The following is a 16,044-nucleotide window of genomic DNA, read 5'->3' on the forward strand; positions in this document are numbered from 1 at the left end:
ATGGTCAACGTGGGCGATTATTTCGCCCTCACCAAACCGGGCATCATTGGTGGCAATACCATTTCGGTCATGGGCGGCTATTTTTTAGCCGCCCGCGGCGACTTTGACTTGCTACTGTTTATGAGCGCGGTGGTGGGCCTGGCGCTGGTCATTGCGTCGGGCTGTGCCTTCAATAACGTGATTGATCGCGATATCGATGCGGTGATGAGCCGTACGCGTACGCGGGCCCTGGTGCAGGGGCGCATTACCCCTGTTTCGGCGCTGTGCTTTGCGACACTACTCGGCATTGCCGGCTTCTCGGTACTGGCGTTGGGCACCAATGCGCTCACCGTCGGGCTTGCCGGCTTTGGCTATGCTATTTATGTCGGGGCATATAGCCTTTACATGAAGCGGCATTCAGAGTTCGGCACCCTGGTGGGGAGCCTATCTGGCGCAATACCGCCGGTGGTGGGTTACTGCGCCGTGACGAACCAACTGGACGCAGGCGCACTGACGCTGCTGTTGATTTTCTGCCTATGGCAAATGCCGCATTCCTATGCGATCGCTATTTTCCGGATGGATGATTATCGCGCCGCTTCAATTCCGGTCCTGCCAGTCGTTCGCGGTATTGCCTCGGCTCGCCGCTACATCCTTGGCTATATTGTGGCGTTCATTGCCGCGTCATTGGCATTAGCGCTGGCTGGCTATGCCGGCGTTGGCTATCTGATCGTGGCATTGGTGATGGGAAGCTATTGGCTTTACCAAGCCGTGCAGGGCTATCACGGAAGCGATGATGTTCGCTGGGCCAGGCGCGTTTTTGGTGTATCGATTCTGGCGATTACGGCGCTTAGTGTTGCCATGTCGCTGGATGCCAGCCTGCTCTCGTTACCTCCGTTGTTAGACCGTTGGTTATGAAGTACGTCAGAAATTAGGCAGGAGTGCAATGCTCCTGTCTATACTGTCTATAAGCCCGATGCGGGTTTGACCGGCTATCCCGTCGGTTAGAATAAAAAGGACAGTAGGAGGCGTACCCATGCTGACACACGTCTGGGGCTTGATGGCCCACCCTCAGCGCGAATGGAAACAAATGCACGATGAGCACGAAACGGTGTTTCATCTTTATGCCCACCATGTGCTGATTCTAAGCGCAGTACCCGTAGTCTGTTCCTTCATTGGCACCACTCAGTTTGGCTGGGGACTCGGTGCTGAGCGCACCATTCAGTTGGGTTTGCTGGACGCCTTTTATGCGGGCATCGTTTTCTACCTGGTCATTCTGGCGGCCGTGTTTTTCATGGGCAATGTTATCCACTGGATGGCACAACGTTTTGTTGACCCCCCGAACCGTCGCCGCTGCGTAAAATTTGCAGGCTATGTCGCTACCCCCATGTTGCTCAGCGGCGTTGTGGCGCTTTATCCCATTGTATGGCTCTGCCTGCTGGCCGGTGTGATCGGACTTTGCTGGTCGGGTTATCTGCTCTACGTGGGGATACCGAACTTCCTGGATATCTCTGATGAGCAGGGGTTTATCGTTTCCAGCGCGACGTTGGCAATTGGGGTGCTGGTATTGGAGATGCTGCTGGCAGCGACGGTACTGCTGTGGGGCTACGGTGAGCGGATAATCCTGAGTATTCTGCAATAGCCAGTGTCGACATGCCTTCTGTATGTCTTCAGACATTTAATGCCTGCCACCTCATCGTCAACGATAAGGTGGCAGCTTGCGTTGGTGAGTCAGGCGAGTCGTTGACTGGCCTGAATGGCGGTGAGGGCAATGGTATAAACGATATCATCGACCAGCGCGCCACGTGAGAGGTCGTTCACCGGCTTGTTCAGGCCCTGCAGCATGGGGCCAACGCTGACCACCCGTGCGCTACGTTGAACGGCTTTGTAAGTGGTATTGCCGGTATTGAGATCCGGGAAGACAAACACCGTGGCCTTGCCCGCCACAGGCGAGTCAGGAGCCTTCTGTTTGCCGACGCTTTCGATCGCGGCAGCGTCGTATTGAAGCGGGCCATCAATGAGTAAGTGTGGTGCGCGCTGCTGGGCAATGCGCGTCGCCTCGCGCACCTTGTCGACATCGGCCCCGGTACCTGAGTCGCCAGTCGAGTAGCTGATCATCGCGACGCGTGGTTCGATACCAAAGGCTTCGGCAGAACGGGCGCTCTGCAGGGCGATCTCGGCCAGCGTTTCAGCGTCCGGGTCGGGGTTCACGGCGCAATCACCATAGACCACTACCTGCTCCGGCAGCAGCATGAAGAAGATCGACGAGACCTGATGATATTCTGGCGCGGTTTTAATCAGTTGGAACGCAGGGCGTACGGTATTGGCCGTAGTGTGTACCGCCCCTGATACCAAACCATCGACTTCATCCAGCTGCAGCATCATGGTGCCGAGCACGACATTGTCCTGCAACTGGGCCTCGGCGGTTAACTCGTTGAGCTTGCCGCGCCGGCGGTCGACCATGGGCGCGATGTAATGTGCGCGGGTGCTTTCCGGGTCGATGATGGTCAGCTCTTCTGGCAACGTCAGGCCGCGGTTGCGAGCGATGCTGTCAATGTCATCGCGTTTACCCAGCAGCACACAGTTGGCGATGCCGCGGCGTTGACAGATAATCGCTGCTTCGATGGTGCGTGGCTCGTCGCCTTCAGGCAGCACAATACGTTTCTTGGCGTGCTGGGCGAGCTTGACCAGTTGGTGACGAAACGCCGAGGGCGAAAGACGATGCGTGTAGCCGCGACTGAGATGGGTCTTTAACCATTCCAGGTCGATATGGGCTGCAACATAACGGGCCACCTGCTCGGCGCGCTCGAAATCGTCCATGGGAATTTCGTTACTCAACTGGCTCAAGTTCTGGGCGGTGGTCAGGCTGTCGGTATCGACGGCGAGCACAGGGAGGCCGGTTTTCAGCGCTGGTCGACACATTTCAATCATGTTGTCGTTAGGCATAAAGCCATTGGTCAGCAGTACGCCTGCCAGCCGAGTGCCGTTCATGGTGGCAAGCGCAGAAGCCAGTATCACGTCGTCGCGGTCGCCAGACGCCACGACCAGGCTACCCGGCGTGAAAATATGCAATGCATTGGCGGCACTTCGGGCGCATAGGCTGGTGGAAAGCACCCTGCGACTGAGGGCCTCGCCTTCGTTCAGCATCTTTGCCTTCAGTGCCCGTGCGACATCCAGCGTGCGCGGTGCGCTGAGGGCGTTGCTGTAAGGGACAACGCCAATCAGGTGAAACTTGTCAGTCGCCAGAGCAGGGGAATACTGGCGGAGTTCAGCGAGCACCGACTCTTCCAACTGAGGTTTAAAGGTGCCCGGCGCTGCAGAAAGATCATCGTCCTGGGCATAAGGTAAGTTTTTCATACGCATTAAAATGCCGCCCAGGGTACGGCTTGAGCTGACGCCGCCAAAGCTGCGCGCGTGCATATCTAGCTGGTCCGCCAAGGCCTCAGGCTCATTTAAATCCCCGGTGCCGACCAGAATAATGCGTGCATTTAATGCATTGGCCAACTGTGCATTGGTCTGGGTGGCGTAGGTGGTGTGCTGGGTAGGGACGACGCCCTCGACCACCACCAGATCCAGTGCGCTGCCGTCGCGATAAGCCTGCTGGGTGACCTGATCGTAGAGCTCGATGACGTTTTCCATCAGCTCATCGGTCTGGTTGTCGCGCAGCAGGCGCTCCAGGCGGGTCTGGGAAATGGGCGAGGGCGGGCGCTGATTCAGCGCCCGGGACACCAGCGCCGTTGAGCGATCAAGGCCCGGGCCGTTCAACTCGTTCTGCATGAACGGCTTTAGGAAACCCGCCTTTAGGCCAATGGTATCCAGCGCCTGAATCAGGCCGAGACAGGCGGAGGTTAACCCGGCCCCTTCGCTGGTGGGGACCAGCAAAATGGCCTGGGGAGTATCGGCGGGCGTATTCATGCGCAGGCCTCCAAACAGTGTCGGGTTTCCATGGCGATGCGGCCTTCTTCGTCGGTGGGGATGACCCAGACTTGCGGCCCATTCGGGTCGGCGTTATCCAACCTGCCTTCTTTACCTCGAATTGTGGCTTCGTTGGCCGCGTCGTCCAGGGAGAACCTAAAGTGGTGAAGCAGGCCGATGACATGGCGGCGAATGAGCGGTGAATTTTCGCCGATGCCGCCGGTAAAGATCAGGCCATCGAGCCTGGGCAACGCGCAAGACAGCGCGGCCAGTGACTTGGCGATGCGGTAACCGAATACCTCCAGCGCCAGCGAGGCGCCTGCGTGGCCTTTTTCGGCCGCCGCTTCAATTTCGCGCATGTCGTTGGTCATGCCCGAGAGCCCCAGGAGCCCGCTTTGTTTATTCAGTACCTGATCAATCTCGTCCAGCGACCAGCCAAGCTGACGATGCAGGTGGGCGTGAAGGCCAGGGTCAACGTCGCCGCTGCGGGTCCCCATTACCAGGCCTTCCAGTGGCGTTAACCCCATGCTGGTGTCCAGGCTTTGATTTTGCCACACGGCGCTGGTCGAGCAGCCGTTGCCCAGGTGCGCTGTCAGCCAGCCGCCAGCCCCCCGGTCGCTCAACTCTCCGGCACGCTGGCTAACGAAGGCATGGCTGGTGCCGTGAAAGCCGTAGCGGCGAATGCCGTGATCGCGGTACAGCGCTTCAGGCAGCGCATAGCGATAGGCGCGCGGCGGCAGGGTTTGATGAAAGGCGGTGTCAAACACGGCGACCTGGGGAAGCGATGGAAAGACTTTCTGAGTTGCGGCAACACCGATCAGGTTAGCCGGATTATGCAGGGGCGCCAGGGCGGCGGTGGTTTCAATGGCGGCGATGACATGCTCATCAATCAGCGCCGCTTCTGTGAAATGCTCCCCGCCATGGACGATGCGGTGGCCCACGGCTGATGGGCGTCGGCCCTCCAGGCTATCCAGAATCGCGCTGATGGCTTCGGCATGGTCGGCGCCAGGCAGTGATTTGATGAACCGCTCACCAGCGCTATCGTTACCCTTTAGCTGAGCCTCAGCACTGCCCAAGCGCTCGGCAATGCCATCAAGACGTGGCGCCTTGGGATCCGCCTCAATCAATGCATATTTAATGGAAGAGGAACCGCAATTAATGACCAGTACCGACGCGTTCATAGGGGCCTTCTGTCAAAAGAGAGACAACGGAGTTGATTAGACGTTAGTATAACATTACGGGAGGGTGGCGGTCAGTGTATCTATGTCGTTAGCCTTCTAGCTAAAATCCCGGCATGCTGGGTATTACCATCACTTCCTTTATCAACATAAGAAGAGCCTGCTTCGAACATGCAATCCCCCTCGCTTCCGTCCGTTTTACCCCGTCACTTGGCCATCCTGCTGTTAATGACGGTGGCGACGATGTTCGCAGCCAACCACGTCTCAGCCAGGCTGGCATTCGATAATGGCACTGGGCTTTTGTTGGCGGTGCTGACCCGTTCAGGTGTGGCCTGTTTGATTCTGGTTTGCCTGGTCGTTGCGCAAAAAAAGCGCCTCTGGCTGCCGCCGGGTACCTGGCCGTGGCAGCTTGCGGTCGGGCTCTGTATCACGGTGCAGAGCGTCTGCTTGTACTCCGCCGTGGCGCGCTTGCCGGTGGTGATTGCATTGCTGCTGGTGAATACCTTCCCGATCCAACTGGCACTGCTGAGTTGGGCGTTAGGCGGGCCGCGCCCCACGCTGCGCAGCTGTCTGATCATGGGCACGATTCTGATCGGCCTGCTGGTGGTGCTCGATATTCCCGCCTGGTATGCCAACGTGGACGATATGGGGCCGGGTTGGCTGGCGGGCATCGGTTTTGGTCTGACGGCGGCGTTTGCCTTCGCCTGCGCGCTCTGGACCACTGAACACCGGCTCGCGAGGGTGGGGAGTACCCTGCGCAGCCTGTTGACCATGCAGACCGTGTTTATCGCCATGATCATCGGTGGGCTTTCCGGCATCGTGCCCGGGGGGATGAGCCTACCGGAAACCCACCAGGGCTGGCTTGGGTTAGCGCTCTTGGGTCTGTTGTACGGCTCGGCGTTTTCGACACTGTTTATCTTCGTGCCACGGCTGGATATGGCGCGCAACGCGCCGGTCATGAATATCGAGCCCGTCGCCTCGTTAGTGATCGGTTACTTCGTCCTGGGCCAAATGCTCAGCCCCAGTCAGTTGGTCGGTGGGGCCGTGGTTGTTGGGGGGATTATGGTGCTGAGTCTCTCCAGGCAGCGGTAATATTGTTAGCGCGCTAATTAAATGATAAGCTAATGCTGTCATTAACACGCTCATGAGTCCTGCATGTCCCCCGAACAACGTTTTGCCCGTTGGGTAAAGGTAGCGGTTGCTGCCTTTATTCTTTTGTTTGTGTATTTTCTCATCGCCGATAGCTTTATGCCCATCACCCCGGAAGCGCGGGTGATGCGCCCGGTGACGCGTATTGCCCCTGAATTGAGCGCGCCTGTTAAGGAAGTGATGGTAGACGACCATCAGCAGGTGGCTAAAGGTGATGTGTTGTTCCGCCTGGACCCGGCGCCGTTTCAGCTAGCGCTCGCCGAAGCCCGGCTCAATCGCGAACAAGCCCTGCAAGACAATGCCCGCTTGAGGGCAGAGCTTGCGGCCGCCCGTGCCAGGCTGGCATCGGCAGAGGCCACGGCCCAGGAACGTCGTGGCGAGCGCCGTCGTGGGGAAGCGTTGCTCGCACAGCACAGCCTTTCTCGTCAGCAGTACGATCAGCAGGTTGCCGCCGAACAAACGGCGACATCCGCCGTCGCCTCTGCCCAGGCCGAAATTGAAAGCCTTGAAGTACAGCTGGGTGAGGAGGGCGAGGCCAATTTGCGTTTGCGCCAGGCGGAAAATGCCCTGAAAAAAGCGCAGCTGGATATGGCGCATACCCAAGTTCGTGCTGCGCAGCCGGGGGTAGTTACCAACCTTCAGCTGCAGGCGGGCGACTATGTGCAGGCCGGGCAGCCTGCATTGGCGCTGGTGGCCAATCAGATGGATATCATTGCCGATTTCCGCGAGAAGAGCCTGCGTCATGTGCACCCCGGCGATCAGGCAAAAGTTGTCTTCGACAGTTGGCCGGGGAAGGTGTTTGAAGGCAAGGTCAGTGCCTTTGATGCGGGCGTGCGTAACGGCCAGCTGGCTGCCGATGGCCAACTGGCTGATATTCCGACGACGGATCGCTGGGTGCGCGATGCCCAGCGGCTACGCCTCCACGTGGCACTCGACGAACCGGTCCCCTCGTTACCGGCCAGTGGTGCTCGTGCCTCTGTTCAGCTGGTGCCGGGCGGCCACCTGTTGGCCAGGCCGTTCGCCGCGCTTCAGGCGCGTTTAATCAGCTGGCTTCACGCGGTGTATTGAGCATGGCAATCCGACGGCTATTGAAGCCCTACCGCCCGGCGGCGGATAAGCACCCTGCCGGATTAACGGAGAACGGCCTGCGCCAATGTTTGCGGGTGGCAGGCGGTGGCCTGATGGGGTTTGTGGTCAGCCAACTGATGGATTGGAACTACGGCGTGTTCTTCACCGTTTTTCCGATGTTTTTGCTGGGGATGGTGCCCATCCTGAACGGCCATATCGTGCGCCAGTTTCTGGCCAATGTGTCGATCAATGTACTCGAGGTCAGCTTGGTCGTTGGTTTGCTCAAGCATATGCCCGTGGTGATGACGTTGGTAGTGCTGGCGATGTTCTCCTTTCGCTTTTATCTCATGGCCAAAGGCCCGTTGTTCTTGTTCGGGGCCAACGGTGTGCTGACGCTCAGCATTCTGCTGCACTTTGCCAGTTACCCAAGTGTTGATTTGAGCGACTTGCTGGCCAGTAACATGGTGGCCAGCGGGCTTGCGGTGTTCATCGCCATGCTGATGTACACGCTATTTCCCGATGTTGAGCCACGTCAGCCGCCACCCAAAGGCATAAAACCCGCTGAACAAATTCGCCACGAAACCCTGATGGGCGGCATCACCGCGACGCTATCGTTTGTGATGTTTCAAGTATTTGATCTGCAAGGGTCGCTCTCGGCGCAGATGGCGACCATTCTGGTGCTTTTCTCACTGGGCTATGACGGCGCCAAAGTGTCTGCGGGCAAGCGTGCCGTGGGCACGCTTCTGGGGTGCAACCTCGCGCTTGCCATGCAACTGGTGCTGTATACCCAAAGCCACCATTTTATGCTGGTCATCCTGCTCTACTGGCTGGGTCTCATGCTGTTCGCAAGGGAGCACATTCTGGAAGGCGGCGGCTCTGGCATCGGTTTTGGTGGGCTGACAACGCTGGGCATTTTATTTGGTCAGTCGTTGGGGCCGGGGCAAGACCTCGTTTACAGCGCGCTATACCGTTTTTCGTCGATGAGCGTGGCGTTGCTGGCAACGCTGCTGGTGATGGCCTGCCTGCATGTTGCACTGAACTCCAGGTCGCCCACGCGCTTACCCGATGCGGTAGGCTAAAAGAAATTGCGGTGATATTTCAGATACCGACTATGCTGATGAAAGCGCCTAGGACGAAGTAAGTATTTACTTTTTAGGCGCTGTCTCCAGATCTATCTTCAGAACTATCTCCAGAACTATCTCCAGAACTATCTCCAGCGCTGTCTCCAGCACTATTCTCCACTAACGGACTAGAGGTGTTCATCATGGCAAGTGGCAAAAAAGACAAGGCGAAAGGGGCTGCCAGTCAGACCGTCGGTAAACTGAAAGAAGCGGCGGGCAAGGTGACCGGAAGCGGCAAAACCGAAGCCAAAGGCAAAGCCCAACAGGCAAAGGGCGGCATGCAGAAAGGCGTAGGTCATTTGAGGGAGAATCAGAAAAAACAACGCTAGCCACATGATACTGACGACCAACAGGGGGCTTCGGCCCCCTGTTGGCGTTTAAGCGCGGTAAGTTTGATCCAGCGCAATATGGCGCGTCGTCTTGTGTGCCGTAATGGTCAGGTGATTCGACTTCCGACCGAGGAGACGTCCCATGCCGACCATGATGAAAGCGGCCATTTTTGTTGAACCTGGCCGTATTGAAATTGACGACAAACCGATCCCTGAGATTGGCCCCAACGATGCCTTGATGCGCGTGACCACCACGACCATCTGCGGCACCGATGTACATATCCTGAAAGGCGAATACCCGGTGGAGCGTGGCCTGACGATTGGTCACGAGCCCGTGGGTGTTATCGAGAAATTGGGTGCTAACGTCCAAGGGTACCACGAAGGCCAGCGAGTGATCGCTGGGGCGATCTGCCCGAGCTTTACCTCCTATGGCTGCCAGGACGGCTGTTCATCCCAGGATGGCGGCCACCACAGCCACGGCTACAAACCCATGGGCGGCTGGCGTTTCGGTAACACCATCGACGGCGCCCAGGCGGAGTACCTGTTGGTACCGGATGCCCAGGCCAATCTCTCGCCGGTGCCGGATGGCCTGACCGATGAGCAGGTACTGATGTGCCCCGACATCATGTCGACCGGGTTTGCCGGTGCCGAAGCCGGAGGGATCAAGATTGGCGACATCGTGGTGGTGTTTGCCCAGGGGCCGATCGGCCTTTGCGCGACGGCCGGTGCAAGGCTGCGCGGGGCGGGCATGATCATCGCCGTTGACGGCGTGGATGAGCGTTTGACCATGGCCAAGCAGATGGGCGCCGACGTGACGCTGGACTTTCGCAAGGTCGACGTGGTGGATGAAATCCTCAAGCTCACCGGTGGGCGTGGGGTCGATTGCGCCATTGAAGCGCTCGGCCTGCAGCAGACGTTCGAGTCGGCCTTGCGGGTGTTAAAACCCGGTGGCACGCTCTCCAGCCTTGGCGTCTACTCCGAAGACCTGACGGTTCCGCTGGGGGCGTTTTGTGCGGGGCTTGGTGACCACAAGATCATTACCTCCCTGTGCCCGGGTGGCAAAGAGCGCATGCGCCGGCTGATGAGCATCATCGCCGCCGGCCGCCTGGATCTGGGCCCCATGGTTACCCACCGCTACGCGCTGGAGAACATCGTCGAAGCCTACGATCTTTTCGCCCACCAGCGCGACGGCGTCTTGAAAGTGGCGCTCGGGGTCTCCTGAGTTTCAGGCACCGTATAAAACAACGAGGCTATAAATGAAAAACCCGCTAACGGTTATCTGTATAACTGTCAGCGGGTTTTATTGCTGGCGGCAATAGCCGCCAGGTATCAGTCCAGTTCCAGCGAGAAACTCATTTCAACGCCTGCATCGTCCACTCTGAACCAGTACTCCATGTTCTTGTAGATATCCGCATACTGTCTGAACATTTCAATATCGGACGTTTCCAGCTCATCGGAAGGCACCTGCTCCATGACATCGGCCAGGGAATGATAAAACTCGCCGGTCAGATGACCATGAAGCAGTAGGTCGCGCTCTGACGCAGGGGCTTGCAGGGCTTTCTGCAGTGACGACGGGTCGCTGATGTCTGCGCCCAGGGCAATGGCCGTGTCAGACATGGCGGCATGGAGCGTCGGTGTCTCTGGCGGCAGCATCATGCTTTCGATTTGCTTGGCCTCTCCGCCTGGTTCAAGTTCGAGCGCCCCGAATTCAGGCATGAAGGCACCTGCGGTCGTCACCAGCCCCATAGGGTTGGGGGAGGCAAGGGTCAGGATGCCGCTGCCACTGGGTTCGCCATCGGTGACTGTCAGGCTGTCGATGCGCGCTCTCAAGCCGGATAGCGCTGACCCGATCATCATGGTGGCCGGGTTGTTCATCGCCGTGTTGATGTCTCTCCAGGCGCTATTCAAATCCTGTAGCTCATCACAGCTGAAGGGGTTCTGACGCACTTCCTGGGCATATCTCTGGGCTGTCTGAAGCAGTAAGGGTAAGTTCAGGCCCATTCCGAAACTGGCCATACCCTCCGTGCTGCCAAGACCTGGCACCTGAGTGGTCAGAGCGCGCAGGTCACTGACGATCGCTTCATCGGTTTCCAGGATGACATTCATCTCCATGCGGTCTTGATTGTACTCGCGCATGCCCATAACAAGGCCGGGGAAGCGGCTGGTGAGGCGGTCAATATCGGTTTGGCAGGCAGACAGATCCAATTGCTCTGCCTCAACGGCGTCCATCAATGCCTGAGTACCTGCATGGGAAGGAGAGCTGAGCTCATTAAGCAGGCGTGAAAAGTCGACTTCCCCGGCACCGTAAGGGGTAAAGTCATGGCGTTGCTCAAGCGCTGCCAGCGCGCCAGAATCTTCAAGGCTGCTGTCAGGCAAATCGCTACCCAGTACCTGCGCAAGCAACTCGTCGCTGGCATCCTGCGGTACTACCGACATCAGCAGCTGCTGATCTTCAATGACGAGGATCGCCTGGACGGGCGCCTCGGGCGTCAGGACCCAGTACTCGGTGCCGTTGGTGGTGGCCGTGCTGGGGGTGATCTCCGCCTTGGTCAGGATGCGCTGAAGCGTTTCGCGAAAGGCCTCTTCATCCTGCAGCTGCATGCGCAATACAGGCAAAATACCCAGTCCATACAAGGCGGCGCGAGGGCTCACCTTCAGGCCCAGCGCATGGAAATCATCCAGTGACTCAACACCGTCGAGCTCTTCACCCATGGCGATCAGCAGCTTCATCATTGACCGCGACGCTTCATCGTCAATATCGGGCAGCGTCGCGCGCAGTTCATCCAGATCAGACTCAAGGCTCGCCATGGGCTGAAAGCGCTGATAGAGATCAAAGGCTTCCTGCTCGGGCATTGCCTCACTGGAGGCCATGAAGTAAGGAGAATCAGCTGGAATATAACTCAGCATCGTCGCTGCTTCGGTTGATGCGTTGTCATCGCTGCAGCCGCTAAGCAGGCCTGCGCTGATCAGGGTAACCGCCAGGGAAAGTTGGGTTTTCATCGGGGATTCGTTCCTTGAATGGTGTTGGTTTTAGGTGGTTGTTGGCCTTAATAATCAGTAAATGATAATCATACACATAATTTTATTTATGATCTTCTCCTTAAGTAAAAAGTGACTCTTGAGGCTTGTCAACACTCAAGAGCCACCCTACTCAGCCGCGTTATTCGCTAGGCCGCTGATTTAAACCTCCTGATACAGCTCGCTGCCTTTCTGGCGAAACTTCTCCGCCTGCTCTTCCATGCCTTTCATGATGGCTTCCTGATCGCCGTCTAAGCCGTGTTCGGCAGCGTACTCGCGCACTTCGTGGCTGATCTTCATGGAGCAGAACTTCGGCCCGCACATGGAGCAGAAATGGGCCACCTTGGCGGAGTCCTTGGGCAGGGTCTCGTCGTGGTATTCCCGGGCGGTGTCCGGGTCCAGCCCCAGGTTGAACTGGTCTTCCCAGCGGAACTCGAAGCGCGCCTTGGAGAGGGCATTATCCCGCCGCTGTGCCGCCGGGTGGCCCTTGGCCAAGTCCGCCGCGTGGGCGGCAATCTTGTAGGTGATGATGCCGGTCTTGACGTCGTCTTTATTGGGTAGGCCCAGATGCTCTTTAGGCGTCACGTAGCAGAGCATCGCGCAGCCAAACCAGCCGATCATCGCCGCCCCAATGCCCGAGGTAATGTGGTCGTAGCCGGGGGCGATATCGGTGACCAGCGGGCCGAGGGTGTAGAAGGGCGCTTCGTCGCAGTACTCCAGCTGCTTGTCCATGTTCTCTTTCACCAGATGCATGGGCACGTGGCCGGGGCCTTCGATCATCACCTGCACATCGTGCTTCCAGGCAATGTGAGTGAGCTCGCCCAGGGTCTTGAGTTCGGCCATTTGCGCTTCGTCGTTGGCATCCGCCACCGAGCCGGGGCGCAGGCCATCGCCTAGGGAGAACGCCACGTCGTACTGCCTGCAGATCTCGCAGATATCTTCGAAATGGGTGTACAGGAAGCTCTCCTGGTGGTGGTACAAACACCACTTGGCCATGATCGAGCCGCCGCGGCTGACAATGCCGGTGACCCGCTTGGCGGTGAGCGGCACATAGCGCAACAGTACGCCCGCGTGAATGGTGAAGTAGTCCACGCCCTGTTCGGCCTGCTCGATCAGCGTATCGCGGAAGACTTCCCAGGTGAGGTCCTCGGCCACGCCTTTGACCTTTTCCAGCGCCTGATAGATGGGTACCGTGCCAATCGGCACCGGCGAGTTGCGCAGAATCCACTCGCGGGTTTCGTGGATGTTCTGCCCGGTAGAAAGATCCATGATGGTGTCCGCGCCCCAGCGGATGCCCCAGGTCATCTTGTCCACCTCTTCTTCTATAGAAGAGGTCACCGCGGAGTTACCCAGGTTGCCGTTAATCTTGACCAGGAAGTTGCGGCCAATGATCATCGGCTCGCTTTCCGGGTGGTTGATGTTATTGGGAATGATCGCCCGGCCACGAGCCACTTCATCGCGTACAAACTCCGGCGTAATCTCTTCTGGCAAGCTGGCGCCAAAACTCTGGCCTTTGTGTTGATGGCCCAGAATACGCTCCACTTCCGCCGTACCCAGCGCTTGGCGGCGCTGGTTCTCACGGATGGCAATAAACTCCATTTCCGGCGTGATAATGCCCTGGCGCGCGTAGTAAAGCTGAGTAACGTTTTTACCCGGCTTGGCCCGGCGCGGGGTGCGGGTTAAATCAAAGCGCAGCTGGGCCAGCGTCGGGTCGTTGGCGCGGCGGTTGCCGTATTCTGACGTTGGGCCGGTGAGAAACTCGGTGTCGTCGCGCTCTTCGATCCAGGCCCGGCGAAGTTCCGGCAGGCCGCGGCGCAGGTCATTGTTAGCGTCGGGGTCGGTATAGGGGCCGGAGGTGTCGTACACCAGCAGCGGCGGGTTCTCTTCATCAATGCCGGTGGTTTTGGTCGGCGATAACGAAATTTCCCGGAACGGCACGCGGATATCCGGCCGCGAGCCTTCGACATACACTTTACGCGAGCCGGGCAGCGGCTGAATGGCGGCGGCATCGACCTGAGCGGTTTCGGCTAAAAAATGACTGGTTTTGCTCATCTCGGTCTCCTTTGGTTGTGGTTGTGGGTAAGACTTAGCGGGTCAGGTCGGCATCTATCAGCGCTAAACCCATCTGCCAGAAGTCGATTTCCAGGCGGGTGGCATCGCGGAAGATCTTGCTCAGCTCGGCAAAGCGGGCGGGGGTGACATCGGCTAAGCGGGTATTGAGCCATTCAAGCTCCGCCTGCATGGCGGCCTGAAACTCGTCGCCTTCGTACATGGCGATCCAGGCGTCAAAGGGGTTTTGCGCGCCGCGCACTGTGGTGGGCTGGTCGTTCAGCCAGTTGGCGATCTCGCCGTAGCCCACGAGGCAGGGGGCCAGCGCCACGTGCAGGTCCAGCAGGTCGCCGCGGCTGCCGGTATCCAATACATAGCGTGTGTAGGCAAGCGTCGCCCTGGCTTCGGGAAGTGCTTCCAGCTCCTGCTCGGAAATCCCCCACTCTTGGCAAAAGCCCACGTGCAGGCCCAACTCCACATCCACAATGGCTTTTAAGCCTTCATGGGCCTGGCGAAGATCGGCAAGGGTGGGGCTTTTATAGGCCGCGAGTGCGTAGGCGCGGGCGAAGTGAATCAAAAACAGGTAGTCCTGCTTCAGGTAGTGGCGAAATGACGCTTCAGGCAGCGTGGCACTGCCCAACTGACGCACAAAATCGTGCTCGATGTAGGCGCGCCAATCGTTATGGCAGGCGGTGGTGAGATCGGTAAAGCGGTAGCCCATGATGCCTCCGGTAGTAATGATCCGGAGGGCAGGCGAGAGATCGAGGAAATGGCCCGGAAAGGTGGCTTGCGATCGTGGGAGAAAGTTAGCCATGGCCATCGCTTGATCCCTACGCCGGTACCCGTGCTGCTCAATGTTAAGCAGCGCATTAGCCGGATCAGGTTCAGCGGGACCAGCGCTTGGCAGCAAAAATGCTCGCCCTGCGCCATCTCAGCCGGATATCACCGGCACCCCGTCAAGCTGTTCGTTAGCGGAGTGTAGGAGGCGGTTGGGGGAGATGCAAGGGGGACTAATGGTGAAGCGCATTCTGCGAGTGGTTGATCTAAAAAGGGGGTCAAGAAATACGATGGCATTCAGCGCTTGGTTCTGTTTTTCCGTAGCAGCGCGCCTTTCTATCGCGAGATATTCCAAAAATTGCCGCACTTCATTGCCTGTCATGGTGGCGGGATGCCGCATACTATGAAAACGAATGAAAAAGCGAATCCTGTAGCAATAAGTTTTCTCAGTGCGAAGTATAGCGCTTGACTCTTAGGGCAGCTTTCACCCTCTCCATCAGTTTCATAGATTGCACCCATGTGACTTTAGCTGTTTTTATATACAGTTTTATTGAAAACAGAAAATCGCGCAAGCGTGCGAATTTTGGCTATGCTGCCAAATTTTGCTTTGCTCTCAAGGGAATCAATGGGGTAGAGTCAAAATGGTTGGCTACAAAATACCAATGAATGTGCCGTCGCATTCATTGATGTTTTGTAGCTGGGTGTAGATTCACTGTTAAAAGGGTCCTTGATGCCGTCATCAAGCTTTAAAAAATTCGAGAGCAACTTGCTAATCGATGTCGATCGCATCATAGAAAGCCATGGGCATCTTAATCACGATGGTAAAGGGCGGCGGGCACTTGGGCATATTACTCGCAGCGGAGTTCTTATGCTCTGCGCTGCATGGGAGCTATACATAGAAGAACTACTCATGGAAGGCGTTAATTACTTTACGGGAAAACTGGATTCGCCGAAGCAACTGCCGAAACCGGTACAGAAAGAACTCTCCCGAACCGTCAAAGAGTCAAAGCACGAATTAAAGCCGTTGGAGTTGGCGGGCGAGGGCTGGAAAGACCTGTACAGGAACCATGTTTCCGAGGTTCTTCAAGGGTTGAATACTCCTAAGTCCGGAAACTTAGATCCGCTATACACCCGTTTCCTCGGTATTCCAGAGATGTCTGGTTGGTGGACTTTAGGTAAAAATTCAATCAACGACTTCGTGTCATCCCGGGGTGATATAGCCCATAAAGGTAGGGATGCTCATTATGTCACCATCATCAATTTAAGAGAGTATCGCCAGCAGGTTGAAACAACAGCGCTGGATGTCGATAACGAGCTAACTGAGTACCTGTGCCAAAATACTCCGGGAGTAGAGCGCCCTTGGCGTAGGCGTTTTTAACAATCGGCTGCACAGCGACCGGTTTTCCGCCGCTTCGCGGCTCCAATCCGTCGAGTGAGCCGGGCGTTGGCCAAAATTTGATTTGG

General features: G+C 57.5%; 14 protein-coding genes and 1 riboswitch. Of the genes, 8 read left to right on the forward strand and 6 right to left on the reverse strand.

What is annotated here, in order from left to right; all coding sequences use genetic code 11:
- Both cyoE and NH395_RS05415 read left to right on the forward strand, forming a co-directional pair.
- A complete protein-coding gene (cyoE, locus tag NH395_RS05410) occupies window positions 1-894 on the forward strand; it encodes a heme o synthase (RefSeq protein ID WP_199283764.1) in 894 nt (297 codons plus the stop codon).
- A 118-nt stretch (window positions 895-1,012) separates the two neighbouring features.
- A complete protein-coding gene (locus NH395_RS05415; protein WP_085918156.1) occupies window positions 1,013-1,618 on the forward strand; it encodes a Yip1 family protein in 606 nt (201 codons plus the stop codon).
- Between the two features lie 89 nt (window positions 1,619-1,707).
- Here NH395_RS05415 and pta read toward each other — a convergent pair whose 3' ends face one another.
- Both pta and NH395_RS05425 read right to left on the reverse strand, forming a co-directional pair.
- A complete protein-coding gene (gene pta / locus NH395_RS05420) occupies window positions 1,708-3,891 on the reverse strand; it encodes a phosphate acetyltransferase (RefSeq protein ID WP_253022966.1) in 2,184 nt (727 codons plus the stop codon).
- Window positions 3,888-5,072 (reverse strand): acetate kinase, encoded by a 1,185-nt coding sequence (locus NH395_RS05425; RefSeq protein WP_253022968.1) that lies wholly within the window; start codon window positions 5,070-5,072, stop codon window positions 3,888-3,890. The genes pta and NH395_RS05425 overlap by 4 nt, the downstream gene beginning before the upstream one ends.
- Window positions 5,073-5,240: 168 nt before the next feature.
- Between NH395_RS05425 and NH395_RS05430 the strand changes: the two genes are divergently transcribed.
- From NH395_RS05430 to NH395_RS05450, 5 genes are all read left to right on the forward strand, one after another.
- Window positions 5,241-6,161, forward strand: a complete 921-nt coding sequence (locus NH395_RS05430) for a DMT family transporter (protein WP_253022970.1) — start codon at window positions 5,241-5,243, stop codon at window positions 6,159-6,161.
- A 63-nt stretch (window positions 6,162-6,224) separates the two neighbouring features.
- On the forward strand, window positions 6,225-7,286 hold the full coding sequence (locus NH395_RS05435; RefSeq protein ID WP_253022972.1) for an HlyD family secretion protein: 1,062 nt from the start codon (window positions 6,225-6,227) through the stop codon (window positions 7,284-7,286).
- 2 nt (window positions 7,287-7,288) lie between these two features.
- On the forward strand, window positions 7,289-8,365 hold the full coding sequence (locus tag NH395_RS05440; RefSeq protein ID WP_199283759.1) for a DUF2955 domain-containing protein: 1,077 nt from the start codon (window positions 7,289-7,291) through the stop codon (window positions 8,363-8,365).
- Window positions 8,366-8,550: 185 nt separating this feature from the next.
- Window positions 8,551-8,736 (forward strand): CsbD family protein, encoded by a 186-nt coding sequence (locus NH395_RS05445; RefSeq protein ID WP_082925981.1) that lies wholly within the window; start codon window positions 8,551-8,553, stop codon window positions 8,734-8,736.
- A 142-nt stretch (window positions 8,737-8,878) separates the two neighbouring features.
- Window positions 8,879-9,958 (forward strand): NAD(P)-dependent alcohol dehydrogenase, encoded by a 1,080-nt coding sequence (locus NH395_RS05450; protein WP_253022974.1) that lies wholly within the window; start codon window positions 8,879-8,881, stop codon window positions 9,956-9,958.
- 107 nt (window positions 9,959-10,065) lie between these two features.
- On the opposite strand, the gene NH395_RS05455 is transcribed toward NH395_RS05450, so the two are convergent.
- From NH395_RS05455 to NH395_RS18460, 4 genes are all read right to left on the reverse strand, one after another.
- On the reverse strand, window positions 10,066-11,736 hold the full coding sequence (locus NH395_RS05455) for a hypothetical protein (protein WP_253022976.1): 1,671 nt from the start codon (window positions 11,734-11,736) through the stop codon (window positions 10,066-10,068).
- A 180-nt stretch (window positions 11,737-11,916) separates the two neighbouring features.
- A complete protein-coding gene (gene thiC, locus NH395_RS05460) occupies window positions 11,917-13,806 on the reverse strand; it encodes a phosphomethylpyrimidine synthase ThiC (RefSeq protein ID WP_253022978.1) in 1,890 nt (629 codons plus the stop codon).
- 34 nt (window positions 13,807-13,840) lie between these two features.
- Window positions 13,841-14,524 carry a thiaminase II gene (tenA, locus tag NH395_RS05465; protein WP_253023083.1) on the reverse strand — a complete coding sequence of 228 codons (684 nt, stop codon included), beginning with the start codon at window positions 14,522-14,524 and terminating at the stop codon, window positions 13,841-13,843.
- Between the two features lie 89 nt (window positions 14,525-14,613).
- Window positions 14,614-14,769: riboswitch (TPP riboswitch) on the reverse strand.
- Complete coding sequence (locus NH395_RS18460) at window positions 14,735-14,980, reverse strand: phage integrase N-terminal SAM-like domain-containing protein (RefSeq protein ID WP_366065239.1); 246 nt, start codon at window positions 14,978-14,980, stop codon at window positions 14,735-14,737. (Overlaps the previous riboswitch by 35 nt.)
- Window positions 14,981-15,310: 330 nt before the next feature.
- Here NH395_RS18460 and NH395_RS05470 point away from each other — a divergent pair, with 330 nt between their 5' ends.
- Window positions 15,311-15,958, forward strand: coding sequence for a HEPN domain-containing protein (locus NH395_RS05470; RefSeq protein WP_253022980.1), 648 nt, complete (start codon window positions 15,311-15,313; stop codon window positions 15,956-15,958).
- The last annotated feature ends 86 nt before the right edge of the window (window positions 15,959-16,044 follow it).

Source organism: Halomonas sp. Mc5H-6, assembly GCF_024124705.1.
Lineage (GTDB): Bacteria > Pseudomonadota > Gammaproteobacteria > Pseudomonadales > Halomonadaceae > Vreelandella > Vreelandella subterranea.

Excerpts from the sequence above, each read along its gene's own strand:
- cyoE (WP_199283764.1), top strand. The coding sequence starts at position 1 with ATGGTCAACGTGGGCGATTATTTCGCCCTCACCAAACCGGGCATCATT.
- NH395_RS05415 (WP_085918156.1), top strand. The coding sequence starts at position 1,013 with ATGCTGACACACGTCTGGGGCTTGATGGCCCACCCTCAGCGCGAATGG.
- pta (WP_253022966.1), bottom strand. The coding sequence starts at position 3,891 with ATGAATACGCCCGCCGATACTCCCCAGGCCATTTTGCTGGTCCCCACC.
- NH395_RS05425 (WP_253022968.1), bottom strand. The coding sequence starts at position 5,072 with ATGAACGCGTCGGTACTGGTCATTAATTGCGGTTCCTCTTCCATTAAA.
- NH395_RS05430 (WP_253022970.1), top strand. The coding sequence starts at position 5,241 with ATGCAATCCCCCTCGCTTCCGTCCGTTTTACCCCGTCACTTGGCCATC.
- NH395_RS05435 (WP_253022972.1), top strand. The coding sequence starts at position 6,225 with ATGTCCCCCGAACAACGTTTTGCCCGTTGGGTAAAGGTAGCGGTTGCT.
- NH395_RS05440 (WP_199283759.1), top strand. The coding sequence starts at position 7,289 with ATGGCAATCCGACGGCTATTGAAGCCCTACCGCCCGGCGGCGGATAAG.
- NH395_RS05445 (WP_082925981.1), top strand. The coding sequence starts at position 8,551 with ATGGCAAGTGGCAAAAAAGACAAGGCGAAAGGGGCTGCCAGTCAGACC.
- NH395_RS05450 (WP_253022974.1), top strand. The coding sequence starts at position 8,879 with ATGCCGACCATGATGAAAGCGGCCATTTTTGTTGAACCTGGCCGTATT.
- NH395_RS05455 (WP_253022976.1), bottom strand. The coding sequence starts at position 11,736 with ATGAAAACCCAACTTTCCCTGGCGGTTACCCTGATCAGCGCAGGCCTG.
- thiC (WP_253022978.1), bottom strand. The coding sequence starts at position 13,806 with ATGAGCAAAACCAGTCATTTTTTAGCCGAAACCGCTCAGGTCGATGCC.
- tenA (WP_253023083.1), bottom strand. The coding sequence starts at position 14,524 with ATGGGCTACCGCTTTACCGATCTCACCACCGCCTGCCATAACGATTGG.
- NH395_RS18460 (WP_366065239.1), bottom strand. The coding sequence starts at position 14,980 with ATGCGGCATCCCGCCACCATGACAGGCAATGAAGTGCGGCAATTTTTG.
- NH395_RS05470 (WP_253022980.1), top strand. The coding sequence starts at position 15,311 with ATGCCGTCATCAAGCTTTAAAAAATTCGAGAGCAACTTGCTAATCGAT.